The organism is Mesobacillus sp. LC4 (assembly GCF_053543455.1).
Genome location: NZ_JBGCUB010000002.1, coordinates 218,758 through 244,285, shown reverse-complemented (window position 1 = coordinate 244,285; position 25,528 = coordinate 218,758). Strand labels below are relative to the sequence as shown.

Below are 25,528 nucleotides of genomic sequence, written 5' to 3'. Positions count from 1 at the left end.
CCCGGCTTGCGGGGCGATAAAATCTATCGTTATTTTCTCATATTCGCTCTGAATTATAAAGAAAACGGATTTTTTCTATTAAATTGGGAGCAGGAAAAAAAAACTATATAAGAAATAGTGATTTTATAGCGAGTTTTCATTTTATATAGCGACTTTTAGATTTATATAGCGAGTTTCAATCTTATATAGCGACTTTTTCATTTTTATAGCGAGAATTTCGTTTTTATAGCGAATTGGAAATTTTGCGCGATTTTTTCCAATTAGAAAAAGAAAACCACAGCATCCCCAGCTGTGGTCCCATAAAATTATAACGAAAATTTCGTAATCGTACCTTTTAATTTTTCCGCCTGAGTCTTCAGGTCAACCGCCAGATCTTCAACATTCGCGATGACTTCTGCCTGCTGTTCTGCGGCTGATGCGACACTTAGTGCTCCAGCTGAGGTTTCTTCTGCGATTGCCGCCATTTCCTGCGATTGGGTTGATGTGTGCTCGATTGTTTCCATTTGGGTTTCGACTAGCGCTGTGATCGCATGGATGACATCTGCCATCTCATGGATTGTCGATGTCATTTCGTCGATCACCTGGTTCGTTTTCTCACCTTTTTTCGCTTCGCCGTTCGCAGTTTCTACCTGTCTGCTGATCTGGCCGACCACATTTCGGACTTCAGACTGGATGTTCTGGATCAGTTCTGATATTCCCTGGACAGCACCAGCACTCTGGTCAGCAAGCTTCCTGACCTCTTCGGCAACGACCGCAAACCCTTTTCCATGCTCGCCAGCACGCGCTGCTTCAATTGAAGCGTTCAATGCAAGCAAATTCGTTTGCGCCGCAATATCGCCAACAAGCTGGATGATTTGCTCTACTTTCGTAGCGTTCTCTTCCAATCTTTTTACCGTGCCAAGAGATTCACGGTTATCGTTTGCAAGTGTTTCAATGCCTGAAATCAGTGAGTGGATTGCATTTTTCGATTCCTGCAGGTCTTTGACCATTTCCACAGAGATGGATTCAGATGCTCTCGCTTTTTCCTGGACATCCTCGGCGATACGGATGACTTCATCAACAGACTCAGCAGTTGTCTGTGTCGACAATGCTGAGGAGTCAGCTCCCGCAGAGATTTCTTTAATGGTTGTCGAGATGACGGACGCCTGCTCAGAGGCTGCAGCAGATTGCCCGGAAATCTGGATGACTTTCTCGTTTGTTTCTTTAAAGTTACTATCTATTTGGCTCACCATTTCGCGCAGGTTTGCGAGCATATTATTGAATGCCAATCCTAAAGAGCGGATCTCATCATCCGATTTGGAAACTTCCGCATCCTCGCCAATCTCACCTTGTGCTGCTTTTAAAGCAGACTTTTCAAGCTTTTGAAGCGGCTTGATAATCAGCCCGGCAGCCATATACGCAAGCAGGCCTGACCAAAAAATCCCCATAGCTAGAACTGCTGCCGTATAGATGACCGAATTGATCTGGATAAAATTTTGTACATAAGGCTGCAGGAAATAAATAAAAATTGCACTCGTTGAATACGTGATGATCGCCAATACTGTCGTCAGCATGACCATTTTCTTTCTTAATCCCATTTTGTAGCTGCGTTTAGACCCCACTGATAATCCCCCTGAAAAATTAATAAAAACTCCTCAAGGTTTTTATCGGATTTTTTCAAGGATTCTTTCGATACTTTTTTGAATTTCTTTAAAAGCTTCGCGATAAATTTGTTCATTTCCGCCAAACGGGTCTGCTACATCCAGGTTTCCCGGTTCATCAGCAAATTCTTTTAATGTAAAAGTTTTATCAGCCGCGAACGGATACTGATTCATGATCAAGCCTTTATGGCTCTGTGTCATCGTCAAGACCAGGGTTGCCCAGTCAATCTGTTCCCTTGTCAGTGTCGAGGAGCGATGGTCATGATTGATATTGTTTTCGGTGAGCACAACCTTCGCGTTGACCGAAGCTTCCGCGCCATTCGGAGCATACACTCCAGCTGATTTCACCTCAACCCCAGGCAGCTGCTTGCTTTTTAAAATCGCTTCTGCCATCGGGCTGCGGCATGTATTTCCGGTACAGACAAATAAAATGCGCGCCATGCTTGTCCCTCCTATGAATAACTTTTCTTCATTATATGATAATTCTTGTGCATTTTCATTTAGGTAAAAAAAATACACCTGACGAACAGGTGCAATAAAAGTTTTATAGCGGGAGAAGCAACTTGAGACCGAATGCAAGCAGAATGCTGCCACCCAATGCTTCACTGTATGTACCAAGCCATCCCTGTACTCTTTTTCCAACCAAAAGGCCTGCCCACGTAAGCGCCATTGCAGCTGCACCGAAACAGACTAGCACAAGCAACGTTCTCGCTCCGTAAATTCCGAGAGTCAGTCCCACTGAAAAACTGTCAAGGCTGACGCTGAGGGCAAAAATAAATAAACCCTTGCCAACCGGGGTGATCAAGCTTGTCTCATCATCTTTGAAGCTTGCCCAAATCATCTGGACTCCCAGCACAATCAGGAGCAGACCGCCAATATATCCCGCTATCGCCCCAAACTGCTCGGACAAAAATCTCCCTGCCACCATTCCCAGCAGCGGCATCCACACATGGAATAAACCTATCGTGACGCCAATTTTAAAGATATGCCTTTTCGTCAGCCTGAACATGCCCATTCCGAGACCTACGGAAAATGCATCCATTCCCAACGCGAATGCCATCAACATCAGTGTGAATAATTCGCCAGCTATTGCTGTCATGTCTTCGCCCCCTCGGACTTGCTAATTCAGCATATGCACGTCCAAAAGGATTTAGAAGCAGTGAATTTCAGATTGCGAATGATTAGCGAGGGGCTTTTCCTGACTGGTGTAAATCTCCCCAATCGGTTTTTTTTCCGCTAAAAAGGAAACTAAATAACATTCGCATTACAAAAAGCGCTCCATAACTGAAGCGCTTTTCTCCGTGTCTTATTTTTCAATAATCGGCAGTCCGGATGCCTTTGACAGCCGGTTCATGACGGCCTGGCCTACACCGTGTTCGGGGAAAATTTCGCCGAAAATGATATCGAGGTCTTTTTGATTAAAGGCCCGGAGTGTGTCATATAGTGCTTCGGCGACTGTTTCCAGTTTCGCTCTTTCACCGCAGGGAATCACGATGTCAGAGTCATAAAAACTCTTGTTTTCCTTCGTTGTCATCACGCCGACTCTCAGGCCTTCTCTTCGTTTCTCATTCACAAGCTTCTGGATTTCTTCCTTTGTTCCATCAACAAGATAGAACGGCGCATTCGGAGCATAGTGGCGATATTTCATTCCCGGGGATTTTGGAGCCTGGCCTGAATCCTTCAAAGCCGGGTCTACCAGGACTTCACCGACTATTTCTTCCAGCTGTTCCTTCGTTACCCCGCCCGGCCTTAAAATCGCCGGAATCTCGCCGGTACAGTCAACAACTGTCGATTCAAGGCCGACACCCGTTGCTCCACCATTAACTATCCCGGCAATCCGGCCAGTTAAATCATCGGCAACGTGATTCGCTGTCGTAGGGCTTGGTTTACCTGACAGATTTGCGCTCGGGGCAGCCAGCGGCAAGCCTGATGCTTCAATTAGCGCGAGCGCTACTGGATGGTCGGGCATCCTGACAGCAACTGTGGACAATCCAGCAGTTGCTTTTTCTGAAAGCGCACCATCCTTTTTTTCCAGAATGATCGTCAAAGGACCAGGCCAAAACGCATCCATTAGCACTGCAGCCTGTTCAGGGATTTCTTTTACGAACGAATGAATCTGCTCTCGTTTTGCTATATGAATTATCAACGGATTATCCCCAGGTCTTCCTTTTGCTTCGAATATTTTCATGACAGCTTCATCGCTTTTTGCGTTGCTGCCAAGGCCATAAACTGTTTCAGTCGGAAAAGCGACTACTTCATTTTGCTTCAGTTTTTGTGCAGCTTCAACGATTTGTGGATATGTTCTTAAATTATCCACAGTCTTATCCACTGTCCACATTTGAGTTTGCATGTACATCCACCTTTTATTTCTCGCTATACTAGTCTATTTCTATGAAAGTATAAAAGAAGAATTAGCAGAACTCAAGTTTTTATCCACAAATTGTGTATAATTTTAACGGATCCGTGGATAACTTTGTGGATTAATCCACAATTCACAGAATTATTTTCATAATGGCGGAGTTATCCACAGTTAGAACTTGTTTTAAATGCCTTTTTTCAAGAAGAGGATCGGGAAGCTCTGATTGATTAACCAATTCAAATCCTAGGCTTGAGAAAAAGGAAACTGCACTCATCTTGTTCGTAACCAGATACAGTTCTTCCAATTCCTGATTTTTCGCTGTCAAAAATGCCCGTTTAAACAGGAGCATCAAATCAGGCTGGCCAATCTGCGGGGACACGACAAATGATCGAAGCAATCCTGCATTTCCTACCGGCTCTACTCCAAGGCACGCTTTGAGTTCTCCTTCCTGGTTCTCCATTAATGAAAAGTTCTCGATTGAATCATTCAATCCATCCAGGCTCACTCCCGCTTCTGTTAAAAATGCCTCCAACTTTGGCAGGTCCTCTTGATTCGCACTCCTGATTTTCCATGTCATCTCTATCACCTCAAAATAAGATTCTAGTAAATTAATATGAGAGACATGAAAAAGTAGAACCTAAAAGATAAAAAGAAACACGGCAGCCTCCATTTAACATGAAAGCTGCCGTGCATCCTCTTGATTCCGGGTATCTAAGCCAACTGATTAATTATTGTTGTTGTTACTGCGGGAATTGCCGCCTTTTTCACCGATTTCTTCATAGAAGCTTCGGTCATGATTTTCAGAGGTCGCTTCTCCGCCTTTGCGGCCGATCTCTTGATAGAAGTCCTTATCGTGGCTTTCTGATGTTGCTTCGCCACCCTTTTTCCCGATTTCCTGGTAGAATTCGCTGTCATGGCTCTCAGCAGTAGCCTCTCCGCCTTTGCGGCCAATTTCCTGATAGAAATCTTGATCGTGATTGTTCGAAGTTGCTTCGCCGCCTTTACGGCCGATTTCCTGATAGAATTCGCTGCCATGGTTTTGACTTGTAGCTTCGCCGCCCATGCGTCCTCGTTCTTCACGTGACATCTTATCATTATTATTGTTTTTAGCCATTTTACTCATCCTCCTTGAAATCTAAGTTTTGATGTTACACTACTTTGAATATCCGAATTCCCCCGACCTGAAACTATTAAAAAGGGAATGTAATATGCTTGTTTGAAGAATGTAATATTTTTGGAAATTCTGACAGGCATATTTCCTCTCCTACCAAGTATTTCATACTAAAAGCGAGCTAATGTTTCCTAGCTTCTTATAGTGAAAAATTCATAAGTGAGTGATTTAAGTCACTATGTCACCTATTTTGTCTGGTTATAATAAATGTAATCAATTGAAAACCTTTCTCAAAAAAGGGGGAACGGGATGGAAATCAAAACAATATACGAGAAGATCGGCGGAGATGAGTCAATCCGCAAGATAGTCGATACATTTTATCCAAAGGTATACGAAAATGAGGAGCTCAGTCCACTGTTCGAGGGCGATATCAATGAAATCAAACGGAAGCAGTGGATGTTCCTCACCCAGCTGACTGGAGGCGGTGCACTGTATAGCGAGGAATTTGGACCACCTAATATGAGAGTCAGGCATATGCCATTCGAAATTACACCAGTGCGCGCCCAAGCATGGCTTAAGCTGATGCATGAAACACTGACAGAAACCGGCTTGATTGACACCGAGGGCGGCAAAGCGCTATTCGATCGTTTGAGCCAGATCGCACCGATTATGATCAATAGACAATAAGGAGGAATTTTTATCATGGAAAAACAATCTTTGAAACAATACCAGGAATTCAGCGAAGAACGTTTTACGAAAAGAATTGTTTTCAAAAAAGGTGACAGCACCGTGTTCCTGTTGAACTTCATGCCAGGCCAGGAGCTGCCAAAACACACCCATCCAGGTACCGAAGTGTTCATTTTAACGATGCAGGGAGAAGGCACTTTCATTGTTGATGGCGAAGAGATCGTGGCCGCAGCAAACGAAACTGTCCACCTTGGAGGCACCGAAGAACTTGCCTATAAAAACACAGGATCAGAGCCAGTCACACTTTATGTGATGCTTAACAAGATTCCGGATGAGAGATTTGCGCAGAATATTTAAGTGAAGAAGCACTCGATAAAAAATGTGAGCATATATTGGCCTGGTCGAATAAATTGATAATCTGGTCGAATTAATTCAAAATTCGCCAAAATAATTCAAAATGTGGTCGAATTAATTCTATCGGCGAAAAAGCAATCTAAACTGGTCCGATAATTAATAAAAATAGCCCCTGCGCAGGCCGCAGGGGCTTATTTTATCCGAAAATCCTATTCCAAATCTCGACGAGGAAGAATGATACCTCCACTTCCTCTTCTTCGCCGCCTTCATATACTTTTTTCTTGTCTTTTTTCTTGTCTTTTTCACCATCGTTCTTTTCATCATCAAGCTCTGCATCAGCTGTTTCCACTTTCACGTCGCCCTTGCTGTCATTTTCATCGAAGCCTTCACTTGTTGCTTCTCCGTTTGAGAAATCAAGGAAGCATAGCGGCGGATAGAGGACGCACCACCAGTTCGCACCTTCTCCTTCGCCAATCGTGATCAGAATTGCTTCGTACTCACCTGCTGGGTAGAGGAACTGTCCATATAATTTAGTAGGAAACTGGACTTTGTCAAACTCTGTTTTTACAGATTGGTTTGCACCTTCAGCTGCGACAACACTTTCCGCGATTGCCTGGATTTCCGGAAGCTTGGATTTGATGACTTCCCTCGCTGCTTCGATCGAAGTGAGCTCCTGAACCCATTTCGTGATTTCTTTGTTCACTTCGTCGCGGATTAGGCGCTTGATGTTCTGATCCTTTTCCAGATCGCTGTCAGCGAGGATCCTCAGGCGGATCGCCTCATTCGGGATAATCATTGCTTCCTTCGCGGTCACTTCATTCTTTGGTGCATATAAACTTAAAATAGTACCTGCACATAGTAATAATATGTATAAAATAGCGGCTGATTTTTTCATCTTTATCATATCTCGCACCGTCCCTTCACTAGTAAACAGTGTGGACAGTTTGATAGATTCTTAAACTAGTAATTTTGAAAAAAATTGGACCCCTTTTTATCAGGAGTCCAACTCGGCAAACACCATCCGGTCCTTGCCATTGATATCAAAAACAATCTCTACCCTGGCTTGCGGGAAGGTATTTTCCAGTAATCTGCGTACCGCTTCACCCTGGCCGGCACCGATTTCAAAGCCAACGAGCGCTTTTTCTTTTAAAACCAGCGGAAGTTCCTCCATGAACCGACGATACAAATCCAAGCCATCTTTTCCGGCAAAAAGTGCCATATGCGGTTCATGCTCGGTGACGATATCGGACATCCATTCCTGGTCCGAAACAGGGATATAAGGAGGATTTGAGATAACGACATCCAATTTTTTTCTCTGTTGAATCAGCGGCTGGAGCAGGTCTCCATGCAAAAACTCAATATCCGCACCATGCTTGCTTGCGTTTTTGCTTGCCACCTCGATTGCGTCTTCAGAAAGGTCAACCGCTGTTACCTTCAATTCTGGTTTTTCCAGCTTCAAGGTAACCGAAATCGCGCCGCTGCCTGTGCCGACGTCGACAAGGTCAATAGAATCTTTATCCGAAAAATGCTTGTCCAGCCGCTGGAGTGTGCCATGCACAAGTTCTTCTGTCTCCGGACGGGGAATTAGAACATGCTCATTCACGTTAAAACGGCGGCCATAAAACTCCTCGCTTCCAATGATGTATTGAATAGGCTCGCCAGCGGCATGCCTTTTTACGGCAGCCTCGAATTCGATCCATACTTCGCCATCCAGTTCATCGCGCATCTGCATCAGCATGGTAGTGCGGGACAGTCCCGAATAGTGCCGCAGCAAAAGCTCACCGGCGAACTCCTCGCGCTTATGTTCTTTTAAAAAAGAAGAAGCCCAATTGAGGGCTTCAAATATTTTCACATTAGTCATTGTTCGCACTCTCAAGTCTTTGGGACTGGTCTTCCATGATAAGCGCTTCGATGATTTCATCCATCTTGCCCTGAAGGATCTGGTCGAGCTTCTGGATTGTCAGTCCGATGCGGTGGTCAGTCACACGGTTTTGCGGGAAGTTGTACGTACGAATACGCTCGGAGCGGTCCCCTGTACCTACAGCAGATTTACGGACTTGGTCATATTCTGCTTGCGCTTCCTGCTGGAACTTGTCATAGACGCGGGCACGAAGTACCTTCATCGCCTTATCTTTGTTTTTATGCTGTGATTTTTCATCCTGGCACGATACGACGATTCCAGTTGGAATATGTGTCAGACGTACAGCTGACATTGTTGTGTTAACAGACTGTCCGCCTGCGCCACTGGATGCGAATGCATCAAAGCGGATGTCTTTATCATGCAGCTCGATTTCTACTTCCTCAGCTTCTGGAAGACATGCAACAGTAGCTGTTGAAGTATGGATACGGCCGCCTGATTCTGTTTCAGGAACACGCTGGACGCGGTGTGCACCATTTTCGAACTTCATTTTGGAATAAGCGCCATTTCCATTGATCATAAAAATGATTTCCTTGAAGCCGCCCACACCAGTCGTACTGGCATCGATGACTTCAGTCTTCCAGCCCTGTGATTCCGCATAACGGCTGTACATGCGGTAAAGGTCACCGGCAAACAGCGCAGCTTCATCGCCACCTGCAGCGCCGCGGATTTCCATGATAACGTTCTTGTCATCATTAGGGTCTTTAGGGATAAGAAGAATCTTGATGCGATCTTCAAGCTCCTCAATACGAGGTTCAAGCTCAGAGATTTCTTCCTTAACCATTTCGCGCATCTCTGCATCGAGCTTATCCTCGAGCATCGCTTTCGCATCTGTCAACTGCTCTTTAACTTCCTTATATTCACGATAAGCCATGACCGTTTCCTGGATGTCCGACTGCTCCTTAGAATACTCGCGGAGCTTCTTGGAGTCATTGACAACTTCCGGGTCACTTAATAGCTCATTCAATCTTTCATAACGATCCTCAACTGCTTGAAGACGATCAAACACGGACATTCACCTCTATTTTAATTGCCTTGAAAATTGGATTAAATTTATTCTTGCCTGTTTATTTCCGCAACAGGTCAGATCATTCACATAGCATAACATTCTAATTATAGTATAGCTGCCATCCTCAGTCAAAGCCATTGTGACTGGAAAAGCGTAAGCACCTCGGTCAGCCTCGAAAAGCGTCGGAGCTAGACACTAATCTATGTTTTATAAGGTTAGACTATTTAAAGAATAAATGCGTAAGCTCCAAAAGAAACAGCATGCCCTTTTTACGAGCATGCTGCTGCAGTGCAAAATTCTATTGGATATCAACATTAATGTCATAGCGCGGCAATGCTCTCGTCAGCTTTTGCTGCAGTGTCTTTTGGGCATTTTCACGGTCTTTCCTGGTCACGCGTCCTTCAAGCTGTGCGGTTACGTTCATTTCGCCGCCGTTGATCCAGATGGAGCCTGGCTCATAACCCGCATCAGAAATGACATCCTTCGCCTTTTGGACATCCTGGGAAAAACTATGGTGGTTTTCGTTATCCGTGTTCAGCAAATTCGGGTTCTGGTCGGTCATCGTCATACCATTATCCCGATCCTTGGTGAAATTCGGGCCATCTCCCTCACGGACACCGTCATCATCTCTGTTCAGGTCAACGCCAGCCTGGTCTTCATTTTTATCATAGACAGATTCCGTATTGTCCTGGCCACATCCTGAAACTATAACCACCACAAAAACAAGCAACATAAGTAATTTTTTCAAATTATGGCACCTCCCGTCGTTATCTTGCCCTCTGGAGGTACCAACCATGCCCTAATTAGTCTCTTTTTTAGCAAAATCAGCTACTGGAAAAAATATTCTCTTACTTAGCGGCTATTATTGCACCGTACAGAGCCATAATTGCACGCTCAATTGTTATAATTGCACCGATAAGTGACGTAATTGCACGTTCATCCATTATAAGGAAATTATGACCCATTCATTAAAAAAATCCCCCCGCTGCCGGGAGGATCAAACACACTATGTTAAGCTTTCCGTCGTTTTTTCGATTTTCAGCTCGTTTGGTGATTTAGGTACTTCATGATGATGTCTGCATCGCGGTTCGTATGATTCGGACGCGCCAACGAGAATGATTGGATCATCATAAGAGGCTGGCTTGCCGTTGATTAAACGCTGTGTACGGCTTGATGGCGATCCGCAGACTGCACATACAGCTTGGAGCTTGGTCACATTTTCAGCAACAGCCATCAACGCTGGCATCAGCCCGAAAGGCTCGCCGCGAAAATCCTGGTCAAGACCGGCAACGATGACGCGGTAGCCGCTGTCTGCCAGGTGCTGGACAACCGGAAGGATTTCATTGTCAAAAAATTGCACTTCATCAATCGCAATGACATCGATATCAGGGTTGATATGCTTGAAAATATCAGTAGAGTTGGCAATAGGCTTTGCAGTAACTGCAGTTCCGTTGTGTGATACAACCGATTCTTCGCTGTAGCGGTTATCAATCGCAGGCTTGAATACAGCAATCTTTTGCTTGGCGAATTGAGTTCTGCGCACGCGGCGGATTAGTTCCTCGGATTTCCCCGAGAACATGCTGCCGCAGATCAATTCGATCCAACCGCTTTGTTTCATAACGTACATGGTCGGCCTCTCCTTCCTCGATGGAAAATTTAAAAGCGTAAGCGCCTTGGGCAGACCCGACAAGCGCTGGAGGGCCGGACGGTGAAGTCGTTCTGTGACTTCATCGAGCGGACCGAAGCGACTCGAGGGTCTAGGCGCTGGAGCTAGACAATTCTCATATTTTAAAAAAACAAAAAGCTGCTTTCGTAGAATTACGGCTTTTTCATGCCATAAAGGTACGAAAAAAGCCTGATTAAAAGTTCGACACTTTTTTCAGCTTTTTCCATTATAACAAAAATCAGTGCTGAATCCAGACACATTAATAAAGTTCACAAAAATAAATTTATGTACCCGATTTCTCAAAAAAAGCAAAATAAAAAACAGGCAAGTCGCAAAGCTTCTTGCCTGTTTGGTTTCTTATATTACTATTACTGGTTGTTTTTAAGACCGTATTTCTTGTTGAAGCGGTCAACACGTCCGCCAGCTTCAGCAAACTTCTGACGTCCAGTATAGAATGGGTGGCACTCAGAGCAAGTTTCAACGCGAATCTCGTTCTTTACAGAACCAGTTTCGAATTCGTTACCGCATGCGCAAGTCACCTTAACTGTTTTGTAGTTTGGATGAATTCCTGATTTCATTCTTTTCATCTCCTTCCGCCCTGAATCATATCCGAAACAGAGTTATAATCAACGGTTATACCGTTATTGGAAAAACACACTGACCTCATTATAACAAGTCCACCTATATATTTCAAGTCAGTTTTTACGTCCAGAATTTGGAATTACGAACGCTTGTTATTTCCCTTCATTTCTTCACCAAGGACAGCAAAGAAATCTTCGTTCGACTTGGATAATCTTAGCTTACGCAGGAATTTTTCCGCGAAATCCGGTGAATCCGACATCGATTTACGGATAGCCCAAAGCTTGTCCAGGTGATCCTTAGGAATAAGAAGCTCTTCTTTACGCGTTCCGGATCTGCGGATGTCGATTGCCGGGAAGATCCTTCTTTCAGCAAGTGAACGATCAAGGTGAAGTTCCATATTACCTGTTCCCTTGAACTCTTCATAAATAACATCATCCATGCGGGAGCCTGTATCAACAAGGGCTGTTGCAAGGATTGTCAAGCTGCCGCCTTCCTCGATATTACGGGCAGCACCAAAAAAGCGCTTCGGACGGTGGAATGCCGCAGGGTCAATACCACCGGATAATGTACGTCCGCTTGGCGGGATGACAAGGTTATAGGCACGAGCAAGACGAGTGATGCTGTCCATCAGGATGATGACATCACGCTTGTGTTCAACAAGGCGCATAGCACGCTCAAGCACAAGTTCAGCGACCTTGATATGGTTTTCAGGCACTTCGTCAAAAGTGGAGCTGACCACATCTCCAGCAACAGAACGCTCGATATCAGTTACCTCTTCCGGACGCTCATCGATCAACAGCACGATCAGTTCTGCTTCCGGATGGTTTGTCGTAATGCTGTTGGCGATTTCTTTTAACAGCATCGTTTTACCAGCCTTTGGCGGAGCAACGATCAAGCCACGCTGGCCAAATCCGACCGGTGCGATGACATCCATGATCCTGGTCGAAACTTTGTTGTGCGTCGTTTCCAGTTTCATCTGGCGATCAGGATACAGCGGCGTCAATCCCGGGAAGTGAACCCTCTCTTTCGCCGATTCAGGGTCATCACCATTGACAGCCTCTACCTGAAGCAAGCCGAAATAACGTTCATTCTCTTTAGGAGGACGGACTTTACCAGAGACCTTATCCCCATTCCTTAAATCAAAACGGCGTATCTGTGATGCCGAGATATAAATGTCCTCAGAGCTTGGTGAGTAGTTGATCGGGCGCAGGAATCCAAACCCTTCAGATTGGATGATTTCCAGGACACCTTCCATGAAAAAGTAACCCTGCTGCTCTGCACGCGCTTTTAAAATAGCAAAAATAAGTTCTTTTTTCGTTAATTTGCTGTAGTAAGAGACTTTATACTCCTTTGCGAGTTCATAAAGCTCTTTCAATTTCATATTTTCTAAGCTTGAAATATTTACTTCCATAATGTCACCACGCCTTAAAATATTTCGATTTCCCCCATAAAAAATGTATTAAGAATATCAGCGTATGGATGGAAAAAGAAGAAATGAGTTCCTTTGAAGGTTGTAAGAAGGAATTAATGAAGGTATACAACTGGTTTGTTTTTCTGGTATTAAAACAATTTTCATTTTACCCTTAAACAGGAAAAATAATCAATCTTTTTATTTATCAGCTCCAATTACCTACATAGTGCGGCAAAGGGAGCTGATTTGTAAGGGTTTTTGAATCTGTAAAATCAGTTTGTTGATTTTCGTTCCAGGCGCTTCGCTTTCCGCGGGCAGTCGGGGAGCCTCCTCGGCGCTTGAAGCGCCTGCGGGGTCTCCCCATGACTTTTCATCCCGCAGGAGTCTTCGCGCCTTCCACTTCAATCAACATGTTTTATAATTAAAACTCCTCTTAACAGAGCCCTATTATTTCATGACTAAATGAGGCTTTTTCTTCAGGCTGTGTTGTCCCTCGATGAAGCGGACTGTTCCTGATTTTGCACGCATTACCACTGAGTGGGTCGATCCGTAAGAGCCTTTGAACTGGACTCCTTTTAGAAGCTCACCATCGGTTACGCCGGTTGCTGCGAAAATGGCATCTTCACCGCGCACGAAATCTTCCATAAGAAGGACTTTGCTGACATCTATGCCCATTTTTTTACAGCGCTCGAGCTCTGCATCATTTTGCGGAAGCAGTTTACCCTGGATTTCACCGCCTAGGCTTTTCAGCGCTACCGCAGCAATGACACCCTCCGGTGCTCCGCCTGAACCAAACAGGATATCCACGCCTGTAAAATCAAACGCGGTGTTGATGGCGCCTGCTACATCGCCGTCATTGATCAATTTGATCCTTGCTCCAGCATCACGAAGCTGGGCAATGATATGTTCATGGCGAGGGCGGTTCAAAACCGTCGCTACCACATCCTCAATATCCTTGTTCTTTGCTTTCGCGACTGCCTTCAGGTTATCAAGAACGGAAGCATTGATATCGACCATTCCTACAGCTTCAGGACCTACCGCCAGTTTATCCATGTACATGTCTGGTGCATGAAGCAGGTTGCCGTTATCTGCTACCGCGAGAACAGCGAGGGCATTCCAGCCGCCGGACGCTACAATATTCGTTCCTTCCAAAGGATCGACTGCGACATCCAGACGCGGGCCATAGCCTGTCCCAAGCTTTTCCCCGATATACAGCATAGGCGCTTCGTCCATTTCCCCTTCACCGATCACGACTGTACCTTTCATCGGGATGGTGTCAAACACATCTCTCATCGCTGACGTTGCAGCATCGTCTGCTTCGTCTTTTTTACCGCGCCCCATCCAGCGGGCTGAAGCAAGCGCCGCTGCCTCTGTCACGCGGACAAGCTCCATCGTTAAGCTACGTTCCATATGATCATCCCCTAATCATGAAAGGCGCTAATGCCCATCCCAAAAGGTATACCTCTTAATCCCTTCGTATTCAGCCTTAGCATAATCAGCATTCTCCTCTGTGCCGATTATGTCTATGAAACTGCTTAGAAGCGAAACTTTGATGCAGCCGCAGTTGGCGGCTTCAGAGTCAAATAGGTTATACTACTTTACGTTTTAGATAAGCATTAGCACCACTATTTGTATTGTACAACTTCTATTGTACTATACTTTTTATGATTTTTTTACTTCTTCTTGCTCTTCAGATGTCATATCTTCACGCCAAATCGTAGCACCAAGCCCATTTAGCTTTTCAACAATGTGGCTGTAGCCGCGATCGATATGGTCTACACCGGTGATTTCGGTGACGCCTTCCGCCATAAGTCCTGCAATGACAAGCGCCGCTCCGGCACGGAGGTCACTCGCCTTTACCTTAGCTCCCTGAAGCTTGACAGGTCCGCTGATGATCGCCGATCTGCCTTCGACTTTGATATTGGCATTCATTCTTCTTAGTTCGTCGATATGTTTAAAACGTGCCCCGTAAATCGTGTCTGTCACAACACTGGAGCCTTCAGCCTTCGTTAAAAGTGCTGTGAATGGCTGTTGGAGATCCGTCGGGAAGCCCGGGTATACCAGTGTTTTAATATCGACTGCTTTATACTGTTCAGACGGCGCAACATAAATTTGCTCGTCACTCGCTTCAATTTTCGCGCCCATTTCCTTCAGCTTGGCCACAAGTGACTCAATATGCTGAGGAATGACATTATCGATCGTCACACCATCACCAATAGCAGCGCCGAGGATCAGGTAGGTCCCAGCTTCAATGCGGTCAGGAATGATCGTATGGCGGCAACCATGAAGCTCGTCTACCCCATCAATCCGGATGACATCCGTTCCTGCGCCTTTGATTTTCGCTCCCATATTGGTAAGCAAGGTCGCTACATCAATGATCTCCGGCTCTTTCGCCGCATTTTCAATGATGGTCCGCCCTTTTGCCCGGACAGCAGCAAGCATGATGTTGATTGTTGCCCCAACGCTGACGACGTCAAGATAAATCCTCGCACCGCGAAGCTCGTCGGCACGAAGGTAAATCGCGCCCTGCTCATTTGTCACACTCGCACCAAGCGCTTCGAATCCTTTTATATGCTGGTCAATCGGCCTTGGACCCAAATGGCAGCCGCCCGGCAGTCCGATGACAGCCTTTTTGAAACGGCCCAGCATAGCTCCCATTAAATAGTATGAAGCTCGCAGCTTTTTCACTTTTCCATTCGGCAAAGGCATGGAAATCATGGAAGACGGATCTACCGTCATTTCATTGTTCGAGAATTCAACAGAACCGCCGATCTCCTCCATTAAGTCCTTGAGCATATGAACGTCGGAAATATCCGGCAAACCTTCAATGGTCACAGGCGATTCAGCCAGAATCGTTGCTGGGATCAAGGCCACTGCGCTGTTTTTCGCGCCACTGACCCGTACAGTCCCTTTTAAAGGATAGCCGCCTGCAATCTTAAGCTTTTCCATTTTTGACTCCCTTCTAAGCCGTGATGTATTAAGGTCAAGCTGGAGATGCAAACTTTTACAGCTAAGACCGATATAGGCTCTACTTAGATTTTGATTACCGAAATCAACAAGGTATATTTTTCCATTAAAAACACGCAGATTCCGGGAGTTTTCTATTTCTTTAGTTTACACGATATTCCCAAATTCATGTAATAAAATGCAAAAAAGTTTAAATTAGGTAAAACTTCCTAATGGGAGTTGGTTTTGTGCGGGCAAAACCAACTCTATGAAAACAGTCGTTGATTTCCGTTCCGGGCACTCGCTTTCCGCGGGGCGTGCGGTGAGCCTCCTCAGCGCTAAAGCACTTGCGGGGTCTCACCTGACCCGCTGATCCCGCAGGAGTCGAGTACCCTCCACTACAATCAACAGGTGCTTAAAATTTTTCTTTCTTCATCATACAGTTAAAGTAATTACTGTCCGCGTGATTCCCAGTCTTTCAGGAAGGCTTCGATGCCTTTGTCTGTTAGTGGGTGGCTGAACATTTGCTGGATGACTTTGTATGGCACGGTTGCGATGTGTGCTCCTCTTAGTGCTGCGTCTGTTACATGTTGTGGATGACGGATGGACGCTGCAATGATTTCTGTGTCGATTCCGTGGATGGTGAAGATGTCGGCAATCGTTGAAATCAGGTCTAGTCCGTTATGGCCGATGTCATCCAGGCGGCCAAGGAATGGTGATACGTATGTAGCTCCCGCTCTTGCTGCAAGCAATGCCTGGTTGGCGCTGAAGACCAATGTTACATTCGTTTTGATTCCCTCTTTTGAAAATACAGAAACAGCTTTCAAACCTTCTGGGGTCATTGGAACTTTGATGGTGATGTTTGGAGCGATTGCTGCAAGTTCTTTCCCCTCTTTGATCATGCCTTCTGCATCCAGTGCGATGACTTCTGCACTGACTGAACCAGGGACCAACTCGGTGATTTCCTTCAGACGGTCCTCAAATTTCACATTCTTTTCTTTTGCCACGAGTGAAGGGTTGGTTGTAACCCCTGATAAAATTCCCAGTGTATAGGCCTCGCGGATTTCTTCCATATTCGCAGTATCGATAAAAAACTTCATTTGTAAACGCCTCCAGTCGACAAAATTTTCAATCTTATATAAATGGACAAAAACCGCCTTATTGTAAGGCGGTTTAATTATAACAAATTTCTATTGCTTTTACGCTTTGTTAGAAGAACCGAATTCGCGCATTTTGCCGATTACCGTTTCTTTGATTGCGTCACGAGCTGGTCCAAGATATTTACGTGGATCGTACTCGTTAGGCTTTTCAGCCAATACTTGACGCACAACTTTAGCTGAAGCAATTTGGTTTTCAGTATTTACATTGACTTTAGCTGTTCCGAAAGAGATAGCTTTCTGGATATCTTTTGTAGGGATTCCAGTTCCGCCGTGCAGTACCAATGGTACGCCTGCAGTCTTGTTGATCTCTTCCATTTCTTTGAAGCCAAGGTTCGGTTCGCCTTTGTAAGGTCCGTGAACAGATCCAAGTGCTGGAGCCAAGCAATCGATGCCAGTGCGTTGAACTAGTTCTTCACACTCTTTAGGATCAGCATAGATAACGCCATCTGCAACGACATCGTCTTCCTGTCCGCCGACTACTCCTAATTCAGCTTCTACAGAAACACCTTTTGAGTGCGCGTATTCTACCACTTTTGAAGTGATTTCAATGTTCTCTTCGAAAGGTCCGTGTGAAGCATCGATCATAACAGATGTGAAACCTGCGTCGATTGCTTCCTTACACTTATCGTAGCTTGAACCATGGTCAAGGTGGATTGCGACAGGAACTGTAGTTTTATAGTCCTCCATCAAACCTTCTACCATTTTGACAACAGTCTTGAAGCCGCCCATGTAACGTGCAGCACCTTCAGAAACACCAAGGATTACTGGTGACTTCTCAGCTTCTGCAGCTTGAAGGATCGCTTGAGTGAACTCAAGGTTATTTAAGTTAAACTGCCCAACAGCGTAGCCTTCTGCATTCGCTTTTTTAAGCATTTCTGTCATTGAAACTAAAGGCATATCATTTCCTCCTTGTTATGATCAATCGTCATTTGACTATGCTACCCTTTAAAAGGATTTCCTTCTCTGCTTTTGTTTATGTACCCGAGATGGCATTCATCAAAACGAATGATCCTGTGGAATTCATAAGTATCATACCAGAAGAAAATCAGAAATGCCATTGTTCTAGCCTTGTTTTTGCAAGTGTCATAAAAATGCTATAAAGCAAGCGTTTTCAATAGTTTCACTAGTATGTAAACTCGGTTTTTTAAAGAGAAAAGCCCTCTAAAAAGTGCAGAGGGCCTTCCTATGTAATCAATATTAAAACTTAAGATACGGTTTGTGAGTATTTCTTTACTGCTGCCCGGATGTCGTCGATATCGAAAGGTTTTGCGAAGTGGGTCAGCGCTCCTAAATCCATTGCTTCCTGGATCATATCAAGCTCGCCGTAAGCGGTCATGATGATGACGCGGATGTCCGGGTCGATTACCTTCATTCTTTTTAAAATTTCAATTCCATCCATTCCGGGAATCTTCATGTCCAAAAGAACGAGATCAGGTGGATGCTTTTTAACGATATCCAGGGCCTGGACGCCATTTGCAGCCTGATAAGTTTGATAACCTTCTTTTTGCAGCACTTCATTAAGTAGAATTCTGATGCCAAACTGGTCGTCTACAATAAGTATTTTTTCTTTCATGCCGCTTCTTCCCCCTAATAAATGTATTATGTTGTTAAATGTATTTGTCTAGGAAACGGTTTCGTCTTATCCCCATTTACACAATTCGTTAAAAATCTTGAAATTCCTCCCATATTCTTAAACTTATTTTTCGACAGATGCTTTTTCATTCCCATTGTAGTACTTTATAATCAGTATTGGCAAAAACGGAGGTGCTGTTATGTTAAAAATGTTTTCGACACAGCTGGCAGGTCTGTTCAACAGGCTTCAGGAAAAAGAAGAGTTCTCAATTGAGGATGGAGCGCGACTGCTGGCACAAGCTGCAGCTGGTGAGGGCAGTGTATATATTTTCGGGACAAGCGAGATGCAGGCGGTAGCCCTTGAAGCGGTCTATGGCGAGGAACCATTGCAATCCGCAGCGATTTTAACAGAGGAGGTTGAACTTGAGGCTGCTGACCGCGTTCTGATTGTAAGCCGCTACGCAGACGATCAAGAGGCTGTTGAGACAGCGCGCGAACTTCAGGATAAAGGGATTCCATTTGTCGCCATCTCCACTGTCCGCGATGATCAAGAAGCTGAAAGTCTAAATGTGATGGCTGACGTGCACATCGATTTAAAAATAAAAAAAGGACTCCTGCCTGATGAAATGGGAAACAGAGTCGGTTACCCTACGTCGATTGTTGCCTTATTCATTTATTTCGGATTGAAATTCACGATTGAAGAGATGTTGGAGGAGTACTAATAAAAGCAAAAAAGCCGGTGAATATCACCGGCTTTTCGCTTATTGTCCCGCGGATTATATACTTGACTTGATTGATGCTTCGATGAAGTCCCTGAATAATGGCTGCGGGCGTGTTGGTCTTGATGTGAATTCCGGGTGGAACTGGGACGCCAGGAACCACGGGTGATCTTCAAGTTCAATGATTTCTACCAGGCGGCCGTCAGGGCTTGTCCCAGAGAAGATGAATCCTTCTTTCTCCATTGCCTGGCGATATTCATTGTTGAATTCGTAACGGTGGCGATGGCGCTCATACACCAAATCATCACCATAAGCGGCGAATGCTTTCGTATCTTCACCAAGCTTACATGGATATAATCCAAGACGAAGTGTTCCGCCAAGATCTTCGATGTCCTTCTGTTCAGGAAGAAGGTCGATGATTGGATACGGTGTGCTTGGCAAAATCTCAGCAGAGTGAGCATCTTTTAGGCCAAGAACATTGCGAGCGAATTCAACTGTTGCCAGCTGCATGCCAAGGCAAATTCCGAAGAATGGAACTTTGTTCTCACGCGCGAATTGGGTTGCAAGGATCTTCCCTTCGATCCCGCGGTCGCCGAAGCCGCCAGGGACTAGGATTCCGTCCACATCATTCAGCAATTCAACCACATTTTCTTCTGTTACTTCTTCAGAGTTGATCCACTTGATCTCAATATCGCTGTCAAATGCATAACCTGCGTGCTTCAATGATTCTACAACTGAAATGTACGCGTCTTGAAGTTCTACATATTTACCAACAAGCGCGATTCTTGTTTTACCGGAAAGGTGAGTCACCTTTTCAACCAGCGCATTCCACTCTGTCATGTCGGCCTCGCCGCAATCAAGCTTGAAGTGGTCGCAGACAAGCTGATCCATCTTTTGTGCCTGCAATGCCAACGGAATGGAATAAAGCGTATCTGCATCTGCAGCTTCGATGACTGCTTCCTTATCAATGTCACAGAAAAGGGCAATCTTATCTTTCATGTCCTGTGAAATTGGCATTTCAGTACGAAGAACAATGATATTTGGCTGGATACCAAGGCTGCGAAGTTCTTTTACGCTATGCTGGGTTGGCTTCGTCTTCATTTCTCCGGCTGCCTTGATGTAAGGAACCAGTGTACAGTGGACGTACATCACATTGTCGCGGCCAACATCATTCTTGATCTGGCGGATTGCTTCAAGGAAAGGAAGTGATTCGATATCCCCAACTGTTCCCCCAATTTCAGTGATGACTACATCTGCGCCTGTTTCCTTTCCAGCGCGGAAAACCTTGTCCTTGATTTCATTCGTGATATGCGGGATAACCTGTACTGTTCCGCCCAGGTAGTCACCGCGGCGTTCTTTTTTCAAGACAGTCGAATAGATTTTTCCTGTTGTCACGTTAGAGTACTTGTTCAGGTTAATATCGATGAAGCGCTCGTAGTGGCCAAGGTCCAAATCCGTTTCGGCACCATCATCTGTAACGAAAACTTCACCGTGTTGGTAAGGGCTCATTGTTCCTGGGTCTACGTTGATGTATGGATCAAATTTCTGGATTGTTACATTCATGCCCCTGTTTTTCAGTAATCTTCCAAGAGATGCCGCCGTAATCCCCTTACCTAATGACGAAACTACGCCGCCTGTTACAAAAATATACTTTGCCATTTGTGTAATCCCCCTCATCAAACAGTTTGTACAATATGTACCTGTTTAATTGATTTATTAAAAAAATTTTTAACGATATCATCGGCCTGCTGCTTATGGTGCAAACCTGTTTGCCTGGGGGTTTCTGGACAAAATAAAAAAAACGCCCCGCATACATAGTATGGGGAGCGTTTTGTAGCTGTTTTACATAATCGTCCTTTTTTAAGGAGCCCAAAAAGTATTCTACAGCCGGTCCTATTAAAAGTCAAGCCGTTAATTACAGTTCTTCATCCTCGTCATCTTCATCTTCGAGTGGAAGGTCTTCATCTTCGTCTTCGTCTTCTAATAATTCGTCATCATCGTCGAAGTCGTCAGTGTCTTCAAGATCCTCATCGAAGTCTTCATCATCTTCATCTTCATCTTCATCGTCTATTGAATCATCTTCATCAAACTCGTCGATGTCATCAAAGTCAAGATCTTCTTCATCGATTTCATCGAATTCGTCAAGGTCGAGGTCATCCTCATCCACTGCCTTCTTCGACTTCTTCTTCTTAGGTTTGACTGTCGTGACATTATCTTCTTCGATTTGGTCAACAGGATACCAGACGCGAAGTCCCCAGCGTCCTTCTCCCTGGGACATGAAACGTCCATCTATGTTTATATCTGTATAGAACTGAACCATTTTTTCATTTGCATCGGCCTCGTCCAATTTAAGAATGCTCTTGATTTCAGCCATCATTTCTTGGAACGTGATCGCTTGCTTCTTTTCTTTTAACATTTCGTAGGCAACTTCAATCAATGACATTTCTTGAAGCTCTTCTTTTGAGTATTGACTTAAACTCAATCTTCGCACTTCCTTTCTCTATTCCAGGCCTTACCCGGCCCTGCGTCCGAAAACAAGGAAAATATCCCAGAATGCATATTCTACATTATAAACAAATTCTAAACCTTTATGCCAGTTTTATCTGTCGTTTTCTTGTCTTTTTTCGCTTTCATTGCCTACTTTCCTGCTGCCAGTCCTTTTTTGCTTTTTCAGCTGGGTATAGGCCAGGAAAAAGAAGACAATCGAAAGAAGGAAAAAAGATATCGCACCGAGCTGACGCTGGTAGAGATAATACATGCCTGCAGCTGCAATGACAGCGCCTGCCGTTAACAACACTGATCTCACAAATTTCACATCCTGAAGTAGGTCGTATGTATGAGCTGATACCTAGATTATATAAGATTATTTGGCAAAAGATATGAAAAATTCTATAAAAGTTATGATTTACAAACCAAATTTCACCTTAAATCCGGATCCCCTTGTGAAAAAACGGACCATTTTCTAGGTAAAGCTAGTTTACGAAATAGAATGAACAAAATGCAAGGTGGCTCATAGTTTTCCTACAAGCCACCTTGCCCAATCTAGGTCCATTGCAAAAAAGCTCTAATGCCACGTCCTACCTTTATACACAATCTTTTAAAATTTTAAACAAGCTGCACTTGAACTTGCTTTACATATTCCTGCGGAACTGGCCGCCTACTTCATAAAGCGCTCGGGTAATTTGGCCAAGGCTCGCGTATTTCACCGTTTCCATCAGCTCTGCAAAAATATTGCCTCCGCTAACAGCAGTTTCCTTCAGGCGAATGAGCGCTTCTTGTGATTGATCCTTGTTTTTACCCTTGAAGGCTTCAAGGTTTTGAATCTGGGTTTCTTTTTCCTCTTTTGTCGCACGAGCAAGTTCCATCTTGTCGATTTCTTCCTCGGATGGAGGATTTGGATTCAGGTAGGTGTTCACACCAATGATTGGCAGTTCCCCTGAATGCTTCTTCATCTCATAGTACATCGATTCATCCTGGATTTTGCCGCGCTGATACTGTGTTTCCATTGCGCCGAGCACGCCTCCGCGGTCATTGATTCGTTCAAATTCCTGAAGGACTGCTTCCTCTACCAGATCGGTCAGCTCTTCAATGATGAACGCACCCTGCAGTGGATTCTCGTTTTTCGTCAACCCGTGCTCCTTCGTGATGATCATCTGGATCGCCATCGCACGTCGGACTGATTCCTCCGTAGGCGTGGTGATTGCTTCGTCATAGGCATTCGTATGAAGCGAGTTGCAGTTATCATGAAGGGCCATCAATGCCTGAAGTGTTGTACGGATATCATTGAAATCTATTTCCTGTGCGTGCAGTGAACGGCCGGATGTCTGAATATGATACTTCAGCTTCTGGCTTCGCTCATTTGCACCATATTTGTTCTTCATGACAGTCGCCCAAATACGGCGGGCAACGCGGCCGATCACGGAATACTCAGGATCAAGGCCGTTCGAGAAGAAGAAGCTCAGGTTCGGTGCAAAATCATCGATGTCCATGCCTCTGCTCAAATAGTATTCAACATACGTGAAACCATTTGACAGCGTGAAGGCCAGCTGGGAGATCGGGTTCGCGCCTGCTTCGGCAATATGATAGCCGGAAATTGAAACAGAATAATAGTTCCGGACCTTCTCGTCGATAAAATACTGCTGGATGTCGCCCATCATTCTCAGTGCGAATTCAGTCGAGAAGATACAAGTATTTTGTCCCTGGTCTTCTTTTAAAATATCCGCCTGCACCGTTCCACGAACTGTTTGGAGCGTCATTTCCTTCACTTGAGCAAACTCTTCGTCATTCAGCTTGCGGCCAAGTTCTTCTTCCTTCTTTTGTACCTGCTGTTCAATTGCAGTGTTCATGAACATCGCCAGGATGATCGGTGCCGGTCCGTTGATGGTCATCGAAACCGATGTTGACGGATGGCAAAGGTCAAATCCTGAATACAGCTTTTTCATGTCATCAAGCGAACAAACGCTGACACCGCTCTCGCCGACCTTACCGTAAATATCTGGACGGTAATCAGGATCTTCGCCGTATAGAGTTACAGAGTCAAAAGCTGTGCTCAATCGCTTCGCATTGTCGTCCTTGGAAAGGTAATGGAAACGGCGGTTCGTCCGTTCCGGTGTCCCTTCACCAGCAAACTGGCGCTTTGGATCCTCACCTTCACGCTTGAACGGGAATACGCCCGCTGTATAAGGGAAGCTTCCTGGCACGTTCTCAAGGTAAACCCAGCGAAGAATTTCGCCGTAATCCTTATACTTCGGCAATGCCACTTTAGGGATGCTCAAACCTGACAGGCTCTTCGTCCTTAGCTCCGTGACAATTTCCTTATCGCGAATCTTTGTCACGAACTGGTCAGCACTGTACTTCTCCTTGAGGGATTGCCAGTTTTCGAGAATATATTTGGATTCAGGAGTCAGCTTCTTCTCTACTTCTTCTTTTAATACTTGAAGTGAGGAAACGACTTCGCTGTTTGTTTCTCTTTCTTTTACTGCTTCGATTGTCCCTTCAATCTGGAATAATCTGCGAGCAAGGTCTGCCTGCTCTGCCGCATGCTTATGGTATCCTCGTACTGTTTCCGAAATCTCACGAAGATAATAACGACGATCATTCGGGATAATGACATTCTGCTTTTCGACTACAGCATTGGTAGAAAAAGATGTCGTCCAGTTCGTCCCTGCTTTTTCATTGATTGTATTGACAAGCGCAGCAAACAGCGCGTTCGTGCCAGGGTCGTTGAACTGGCTGGCAATTGTGCCGTAAACAGGCATTTCATCAAGCTCTTTATCAAAAAACATATGGCTGCGCTGATACTGCTTCTGTACTTGGCGCTTAGCGTCCTCAGAGCCTTTGCGCTCAAATTTATTGATGACGATCAGATCCGCATAATCAATCATGTCGATTTTCTCAAGCTGTGATGGCGCACCGAATTCACTTGTCATCACATACATGGAAACATCACACACATCAGTGATTCCCGCATTGCCCTGTCCGATTCCGCTTGTTTCGACGATGACCAGGTCGAAGCCCGCTGCTTTGACGACATCAATCGCATCTTTAATTGCCAGCGATAGTTCTGATCTTGACTGTCTTGTTGCCAGGCTTCGCATATAAACGCGCGGAGAGAAGATTGCGTTCATGCGGATGCGGTCTCCTAAAAGGGCGCCGCCTGTTTTTTGTTTTGTCGGGTCCACTGACAAAATTGCAACTCGCTTTTCAGGGATTTCATTGATGAATCTCCTGATTAGTTCGTCTGTTAATGAGCTTTTTCCTGCACCGCCCGTACCCGTGATTCCGACTACTGGAACCGATTTGGTCATCGTCTTCACTTTTTCCATCAAGCTTTCCACAGCGGCAGCGGTTTCTTTTTCAGAACCGACATGCTGCTCGGCAAGCGTGATCAGCTTGGCAACCGCATTCAGGTCACCAGCTTCCAGCTTTTCGATTTCCTCGACGCCTTCAGGAGTAACGGTTGGGAAATCACATTCCTTGATCATCTGCTGGATCATTCCGTTTAGGCCATATTTACGGCCATCTTCCGGTGAAAAAATGCGGGCAATCCCGTATTCATGCAACTCTTTTATTTCCCGAGGAATGATAACACCCCCGCCACCGCCGTAAATGCGGATATGGGAAGCGCCTTTTTCCTTCAGCAAGTCATACATATACTTAAAATATTCGACGTGCCCGCCTTGATAGGAAGAAATCGCTATTCCCTGTGCGTCCTCCTGGATCGCGGCATTGACAACCTCTTCAACGGAACGGTTATGACCCAGGTGGATGACCTCGCCACCCATTGACTGGATAATCCTTCGCATGATGTTGATTGAGGCATCGTGCCCGTCAAACAAACTTGAAGCTGTCACAAAGCGAATATGGTTCTTTGGTTGATACATTTCCGGCATAC

25 protein-coding genes are annotated in these 25,528 nt (G+C 45.0%); 3 read left to right on the top strand and 22 right to left on the bottom strand.

What is annotated here, in order from left to right; translation table 11 throughout:
* Nucleotides 1-305: 305 nt before the first annotated feature.
* The 6 genes from AB5I83_RS07855 to AB5I83_RS07830 form a co-directional block, all read right to left on the bottom strand.
* Complete coding sequence (locus AB5I83_RS07855; RefSeq protein WP_448974289.1) at nucleotides 306-1,601, bottom strand: methyl-accepting chemotaxis protein; 1,296 nt, start codon at nucleotides 1,599-1,601, stop codon at nucleotides 306-308.
* 42 nt (nucleotides 1,602-1,643) lie between these two features.
* Nucleotides 1,644-2,081 carry a low molecular weight protein arginine phosphatase gene (locus AB5I83_RS07850; RefSeq protein ID WP_448974287.1) on the bottom strand — a complete coding sequence of 146 codons (438 nt, stop codon included), beginning with the start codon at nucleotides 2,079-2,081 and terminating at the stop codon, nucleotides 1,644-1,646.
* Nucleotides 2,082-2,184: 103 nt separating this feature from the next.
* The gene (locus tag AB5I83_RS07845; RefSeq protein WP_167831096.1) at nucleotides 2,185-2,739 is read right to left on the bottom strand and encodes a manganese efflux pump MntP; all 555 of its coding nucleotides are present in this window, start codon (nucleotides 2,737-2,739) and stop codon (nucleotides 2,185-2,187) included.
* A 207-nt stretch (nucleotides 2,740-2,946) separates the two neighbouring features.
* Complete coding sequence (locus AB5I83_RS07840) at nucleotides 2,947-3,990, bottom strand: L-threonylcarbamoyladenylate synthase (protein WP_448974285.1); 1,044 nt, start codon at nucleotides 3,988-3,990, stop codon at nucleotides 2,947-2,949.
* Between the two features lie 142 nt (nucleotides 3,991-4,132).
* Nucleotides 4,133-4,576 carry a GNAT family N-acetyltransferase gene (locus tag AB5I83_RS07835; RefSeq protein WP_448974283.1) on the bottom strand — a complete coding sequence of 148 codons (444 nt, stop codon included), beginning with the start codon at nucleotides 4,574-4,576 and terminating at the stop codon, nucleotides 4,133-4,135.
* A gap of 147 nt (nucleotides 4,577-4,723) precedes the next feature.
* Nucleotides 4,724-5,113 carry a KGG domain-containing protein gene (locus AB5I83_RS07830; protein ID WP_167831093.1) on the bottom strand — a complete coding sequence of 130 codons (390 nt, stop codon included), beginning with the start codon at nucleotides 5,111-5,113 and terminating at the stop codon, nucleotides 4,724-4,726.
* A 306-nt stretch (nucleotides 5,114-5,419) separates the two neighbouring features.
* Here AB5I83_RS07830 and AB5I83_RS07825 point away from each other — a divergent pair, with 306 nt between their 5' ends.
* On the top strand, nucleotides 5,420-5,797 hold the full coding sequence (locus AB5I83_RS07825) for a globin domain-containing protein (RefSeq protein ID WP_226086205.1): 378 nt from the start codon (nucleotides 5,420-5,422) through the stop codon (nucleotides 5,795-5,797).
* Between the two features lie 15 nt (nucleotides 5,798-5,812).
* Nucleotides 5,813-6,154, top strand: a complete 342-nt coding sequence (locus tag AB5I83_RS07820; protein ID WP_448974280.1) for a cupin domain-containing protein — start codon at nucleotides 5,813-5,815, stop codon at nucleotides 6,152-6,154.
* Between the two features lie 193 nt (nucleotides 6,155-6,347).
* On the opposite strand, the gene spoIIR is transcribed toward AB5I83_RS07820, so the two are convergent.
* The 12 genes from spoIIR to AB5I83_RS07760 all read right to left on the bottom strand — a co-directional run bounded on the left by spoIIR (nucleotide 6,348) and on the right by AB5I83_RS07760 (nucleotide 18,416).
* Nucleotides 6,348-7,046: a stage II sporulation protein R gene (gene spoIIR / locus AB5I83_RS07815; protein WP_448975253.1), complete on the bottom strand. Its 699-nt coding sequence runs from the start codon at nucleotides 7,044-7,046 to the stop codon at nucleotides 6,348-6,350.
* A gap of 99 nt (nucleotides 7,047-7,145) precedes the next feature.
* Nucleotides 7,146-8,012 (bottom strand): peptide chain release factor N(5)-glutamine methyltransferase, encoded by an 867-nt coding sequence (prmC, locus tag AB5I83_RS07810; protein WP_448974278.1) that lies wholly within the window; start codon nucleotides 8,010-8,012, stop codon nucleotides 7,146-7,148.
* The gene (prfA, locus tag AB5I83_RS07805) at nucleotides 8,005-9,078 is read right to left on the bottom strand and encodes a peptide chain release factor 1 (protein WP_167831090.1); all 1,074 of its coding nucleotides are present in this window, start codon (nucleotides 9,076-9,078) and stop codon (nucleotides 8,005-8,007) included. The genes prmC and prfA overlap by 8 nt, the downstream gene beginning before the upstream one ends.
* A 298-nt stretch (nucleotides 9,079-9,376) precedes the next feature.
* Nucleotides 9,377-9,826 (bottom strand): hypothetical protein, encoded by a 450-nt coding sequence (locus AB5I83_RS07800; protein WP_448974276.1) that lies wholly within the window; start codon nucleotides 9,824-9,826, stop codon nucleotides 9,377-9,379.
* Between the two features lie 258 nt (nucleotides 9,827-10,084).
* Nucleotides 10,085-10,705 (bottom strand): thymidine kinase, encoded by a 621-nt coding sequence (locus AB5I83_RS07795; RefSeq protein ID WP_192471835.1) that lies wholly within the window; start codon nucleotides 10,703-10,705, stop codon nucleotides 10,085-10,087.
* A 407-nt stretch (nucleotides 10,706-11,112) separates the two neighbouring features.
* A complete protein-coding gene (gene rpmE, locus AB5I83_RS07790) occupies nucleotides 11,113-11,322 on the bottom strand; it encodes a 50S ribosomal protein L31 (RefSeq protein WP_041964628.1) in 210 nt (69 codons plus the stop codon).
* A 143-nt stretch (nucleotides 11,323-11,465) separates the two neighbouring features.
* Nucleotides 11,466-12,737, bottom strand: coding sequence for a transcription termination factor Rho (gene rho, locus AB5I83_RS07785; RefSeq protein WP_209437845.1), 1,272 nt, complete (start codon nucleotides 12,735-12,737; stop codon nucleotides 11,466-11,468).
* 447 nt (nucleotides 12,738-13,184) lie between these two features.
* Nucleotides 13,185-14,147 (bottom strand): class II fructose-bisphosphatase, encoded by a 963-nt coding sequence (gene glpX, locus AB5I83_RS07780; RefSeq protein ID WP_226086209.1) that lies wholly within the window; start codon nucleotides 14,145-14,147, stop codon nucleotides 13,185-13,187.
* Between the two features lie 252 nt (nucleotides 14,148-14,399).
* Nucleotides 14,400-15,686: a UDP-N-acetylglucosamine 1-carboxyvinyltransferase gene (locus AB5I83_RS07775; protein ID WP_448974272.1), complete on the bottom strand. Its 1,287-nt coding sequence runs from the start codon at nucleotides 15,684-15,686 to the stop codon at nucleotides 14,400-14,402.
* Between the two features lie 449 nt (nucleotides 15,687-16,135).
* The gene (gene fsa, locus AB5I83_RS07770) at nucleotides 16,136-16,783 is read right to left on the bottom strand and encodes a fructose-6-phosphate aldolase (protein ID WP_167831085.1); all 648 of its coding nucleotides are present in this window, start codon (nucleotides 16,781-16,783) and stop codon (nucleotides 16,136-16,138) included.
* A 99-nt stretch (nucleotides 16,784-16,882) separates the two neighbouring features.
* Nucleotides 16,883-17,740: a class II fructose-bisphosphate aldolase gene (locus AB5I83_RS07765; RefSeq protein WP_167831084.1), complete on the bottom strand. Its 858-nt coding sequence runs from the start codon at nucleotides 17,738-17,740 to the stop codon at nucleotides 16,883-16,885.
* A gap of 307 nt (nucleotides 17,741-18,047) precedes the next feature.
* Nucleotides 18,048-18,416 carry a response regulator gene (locus AB5I83_RS07760; RefSeq protein ID WP_041964634.1) on the bottom strand — a complete coding sequence of 123 codons (369 nt, stop codon included), beginning with the start codon at nucleotides 18,414-18,416 and terminating at the stop codon, nucleotides 18,048-18,050.
* Between the two features lie 199 nt (nucleotides 18,417-18,615).
* Here AB5I83_RS07760 and AB5I83_RS07755 point away from each other — a divergent pair, with 199 nt between their 5' ends.
* Nucleotides 18,616-19,137 (top strand): DUF2529 domain-containing protein, encoded by a 522-nt coding sequence (locus AB5I83_RS07755; RefSeq protein ID WP_448974270.1) that lies wholly within the window; start codon nucleotides 18,616-18,618, stop codon nucleotides 19,135-19,137.
* A 54-nt stretch (nucleotides 19,138-19,191) separates the two neighbouring features.
* On the opposite strand, the gene AB5I83_RS07750 is transcribed toward AB5I83_RS07755, so the two are convergent.
* The 4 genes from AB5I83_RS07750 to icmF all read right to left on the bottom strand — a co-directional run bounded on the left by AB5I83_RS07750 (nucleotide 19,192) and on the right by icmF (nucleotide 25,526).
* Nucleotides 19,192-20,793: a CTP synthase gene (locus AB5I83_RS07750; RefSeq protein WP_448974268.1), complete on the bottom strand. Its 1,602-nt coding sequence runs from the start codon at nucleotides 20,791-20,793 to the stop codon at nucleotides 19,192-19,194.
* Between the two features lie 256 nt (nucleotides 20,794-21,049).
* The gene (rpoE, locus tag AB5I83_RS07745; protein WP_448974266.1) at nucleotides 21,050-21,616 is read right to left on the bottom strand and encodes a DNA-directed RNA polymerase subunit delta; all 567 of its coding nucleotides are present in this window, start codon (nucleotides 21,614-21,616) and stop codon (nucleotides 21,050-21,052) included.
* 117 nt (nucleotides 21,617-21,733) lie between these two features.
* Nucleotides 21,734-21,940: a hypothetical protein gene (locus AB5I83_RS07740; protein ID WP_448974264.1), complete on the bottom strand. Its 207-nt coding sequence runs from the start codon at nucleotides 21,938-21,940 to the stop codon at nucleotides 21,734-21,736.
* Nucleotides 21,941-22,265: 325 nt separating this feature from the next.
* The gene (gene icmF / locus AB5I83_RS07735; RefSeq protein WP_448975251.1) at nucleotides 22,266-25,526 is read right to left on the bottom strand and encodes a fused isobutyryl-CoA mutase/GTPase IcmF; all 3,261 of its coding nucleotides are present in this window, start codon (nucleotides 25,524-25,526) and stop codon (nucleotides 22,266-22,268) included.
* Nucleotides 25,527-25,528 lie beyond the last annotated feature (2 nt).

Excerpts from the sequence above, each read along its gene's own strand:
- AB5I83_RS07850 (WP_448974287.1), bottom strand. The coding sequence starts at position 2,081 with ATGGCGCGCATTTTATTTGTCTGTACCGGAAATACATGCCGCAGCCCG.
- AB5I83_RS07845 (WP_167831096.1), bottom strand. The coding sequence starts at position 2,739 with ATGACAGCAATAGCTGGCGAATTATTCACACTGATGTTGATGGCATTC.
- AB5I83_RS07840 (WP_448974285.1), bottom strand. The coding sequence starts at position 3,990 with ATGCAAACTCAAATGTGGACAGTGGATAAGACTGTGGATAATTTAAGA.
- AB5I83_RS07835 (WP_448974283.1), bottom strand. The coding sequence starts at position 4,576 with ATGACATGGAAAATCAGGAGTGCGAATCAAGAGGACCTGCCAAAGTTG.
- AB5I83_RS07830 (WP_167831093.1), bottom strand. The coding sequence starts at position 5,113 with ATGGCTAAAAACAATAATAATGATAAGATGTCACGTGAAGAACGAGGA.
- AB5I83_RS07825 (WP_226086205.1), top strand. The coding sequence starts at position 5,420 with ATGGAAATCAAAACAATATACGAGAAGATCGGCGGAGATGAGTCAATC.
- AB5I83_RS07820 (WP_448974280.1), top strand. The coding sequence starts at position 5,813 with ATGGAAAAACAATCTTTGAAACAATACCAGGAATTCAGCGAAGAACGT.
- spoIIR (WP_448975253.1), bottom strand. The coding sequence starts at position 7,046 with ATGAAAAAATCAGCCGCTATTTTATACATATTATTACTATGTGCAGGT.
- prmC (WP_448974278.1), bottom strand. The coding sequence starts at position 8,012 with ATGACTAATGTGAAAATATTTGAAGCCCTCAATTGGGCTTCTTCTTTT.
- AB5I83_RS07795 (WP_192471835.1), bottom strand. The coding sequence starts at position 10,705 with ATGTACGTTATGAAACAAAGCGGTTGGATCGAATTGATCTGCGGCAGC.
- rpmE (WP_041964628.1), bottom strand. The coding sequence starts at position 11,322 with ATGAAATCAGGAATTCATCCAAACTACAAAACAGTTAAGGTGACTTGC.
- rho (WP_209437845.1), bottom strand. The coding sequence starts at position 12,737 with ATGGAAGTAAATATTTCAAGCTTAGAAAATATGAAATTGAAAGAGCTT.
- glpX (WP_226086209.1), bottom strand. The coding sequence starts at position 14,147 with ATGGAACGTAGCTTAACGATGGAGCTTGTCCGCGTGACAGAGGCAGCG.
- AB5I83_RS07775 (WP_448974272.1), bottom strand. The coding sequence starts at position 15,686 with ATGGAAAAGCTTAAGATTGCAGGCGGCTATCCTTTAAAAGGGACTGTA.
- fsa (WP_167831085.1), bottom strand. The coding sequence starts at position 16,783 with ATGAAGTTTTTTATCGATACTGCGAATATGGAAGAAATCCGCGAGGCC.
- AB5I83_RS07765 (WP_167831084.1), bottom strand. The coding sequence starts at position 17,740 with ATGCCTTTAGTTTCAATGACAGAAATGCTTAAAAAAGCGAATGCAGAA.
- AB5I83_RS07760 (WP_041964634.1), bottom strand. The coding sequence starts at position 18,416 with ATGAAAGAAAAAATACTTATTGTAGACGACCAGTTTGGCATCAGAATT.
- AB5I83_RS07755 (WP_448974270.1), top strand. The coding sequence starts at position 18,616 with ATGTTAAAAATGTTTTCGACACAGCTGGCAGGTCTGTTCAACAGGCTT.
- AB5I83_RS07750 (WP_448974268.1), bottom strand. The coding sequence starts at position 20,793 with ATGGCAAAGTATATTTTTGTAACAGGCGGCGTAGTTTCGTCATTAGGT.
- icmF (WP_448975251.1), bottom strand. The coding sequence starts at position 25,526 with ATGCCGGAAATGTATCAACCAAAGAACCATATTCGCTTTGTGACAGCT.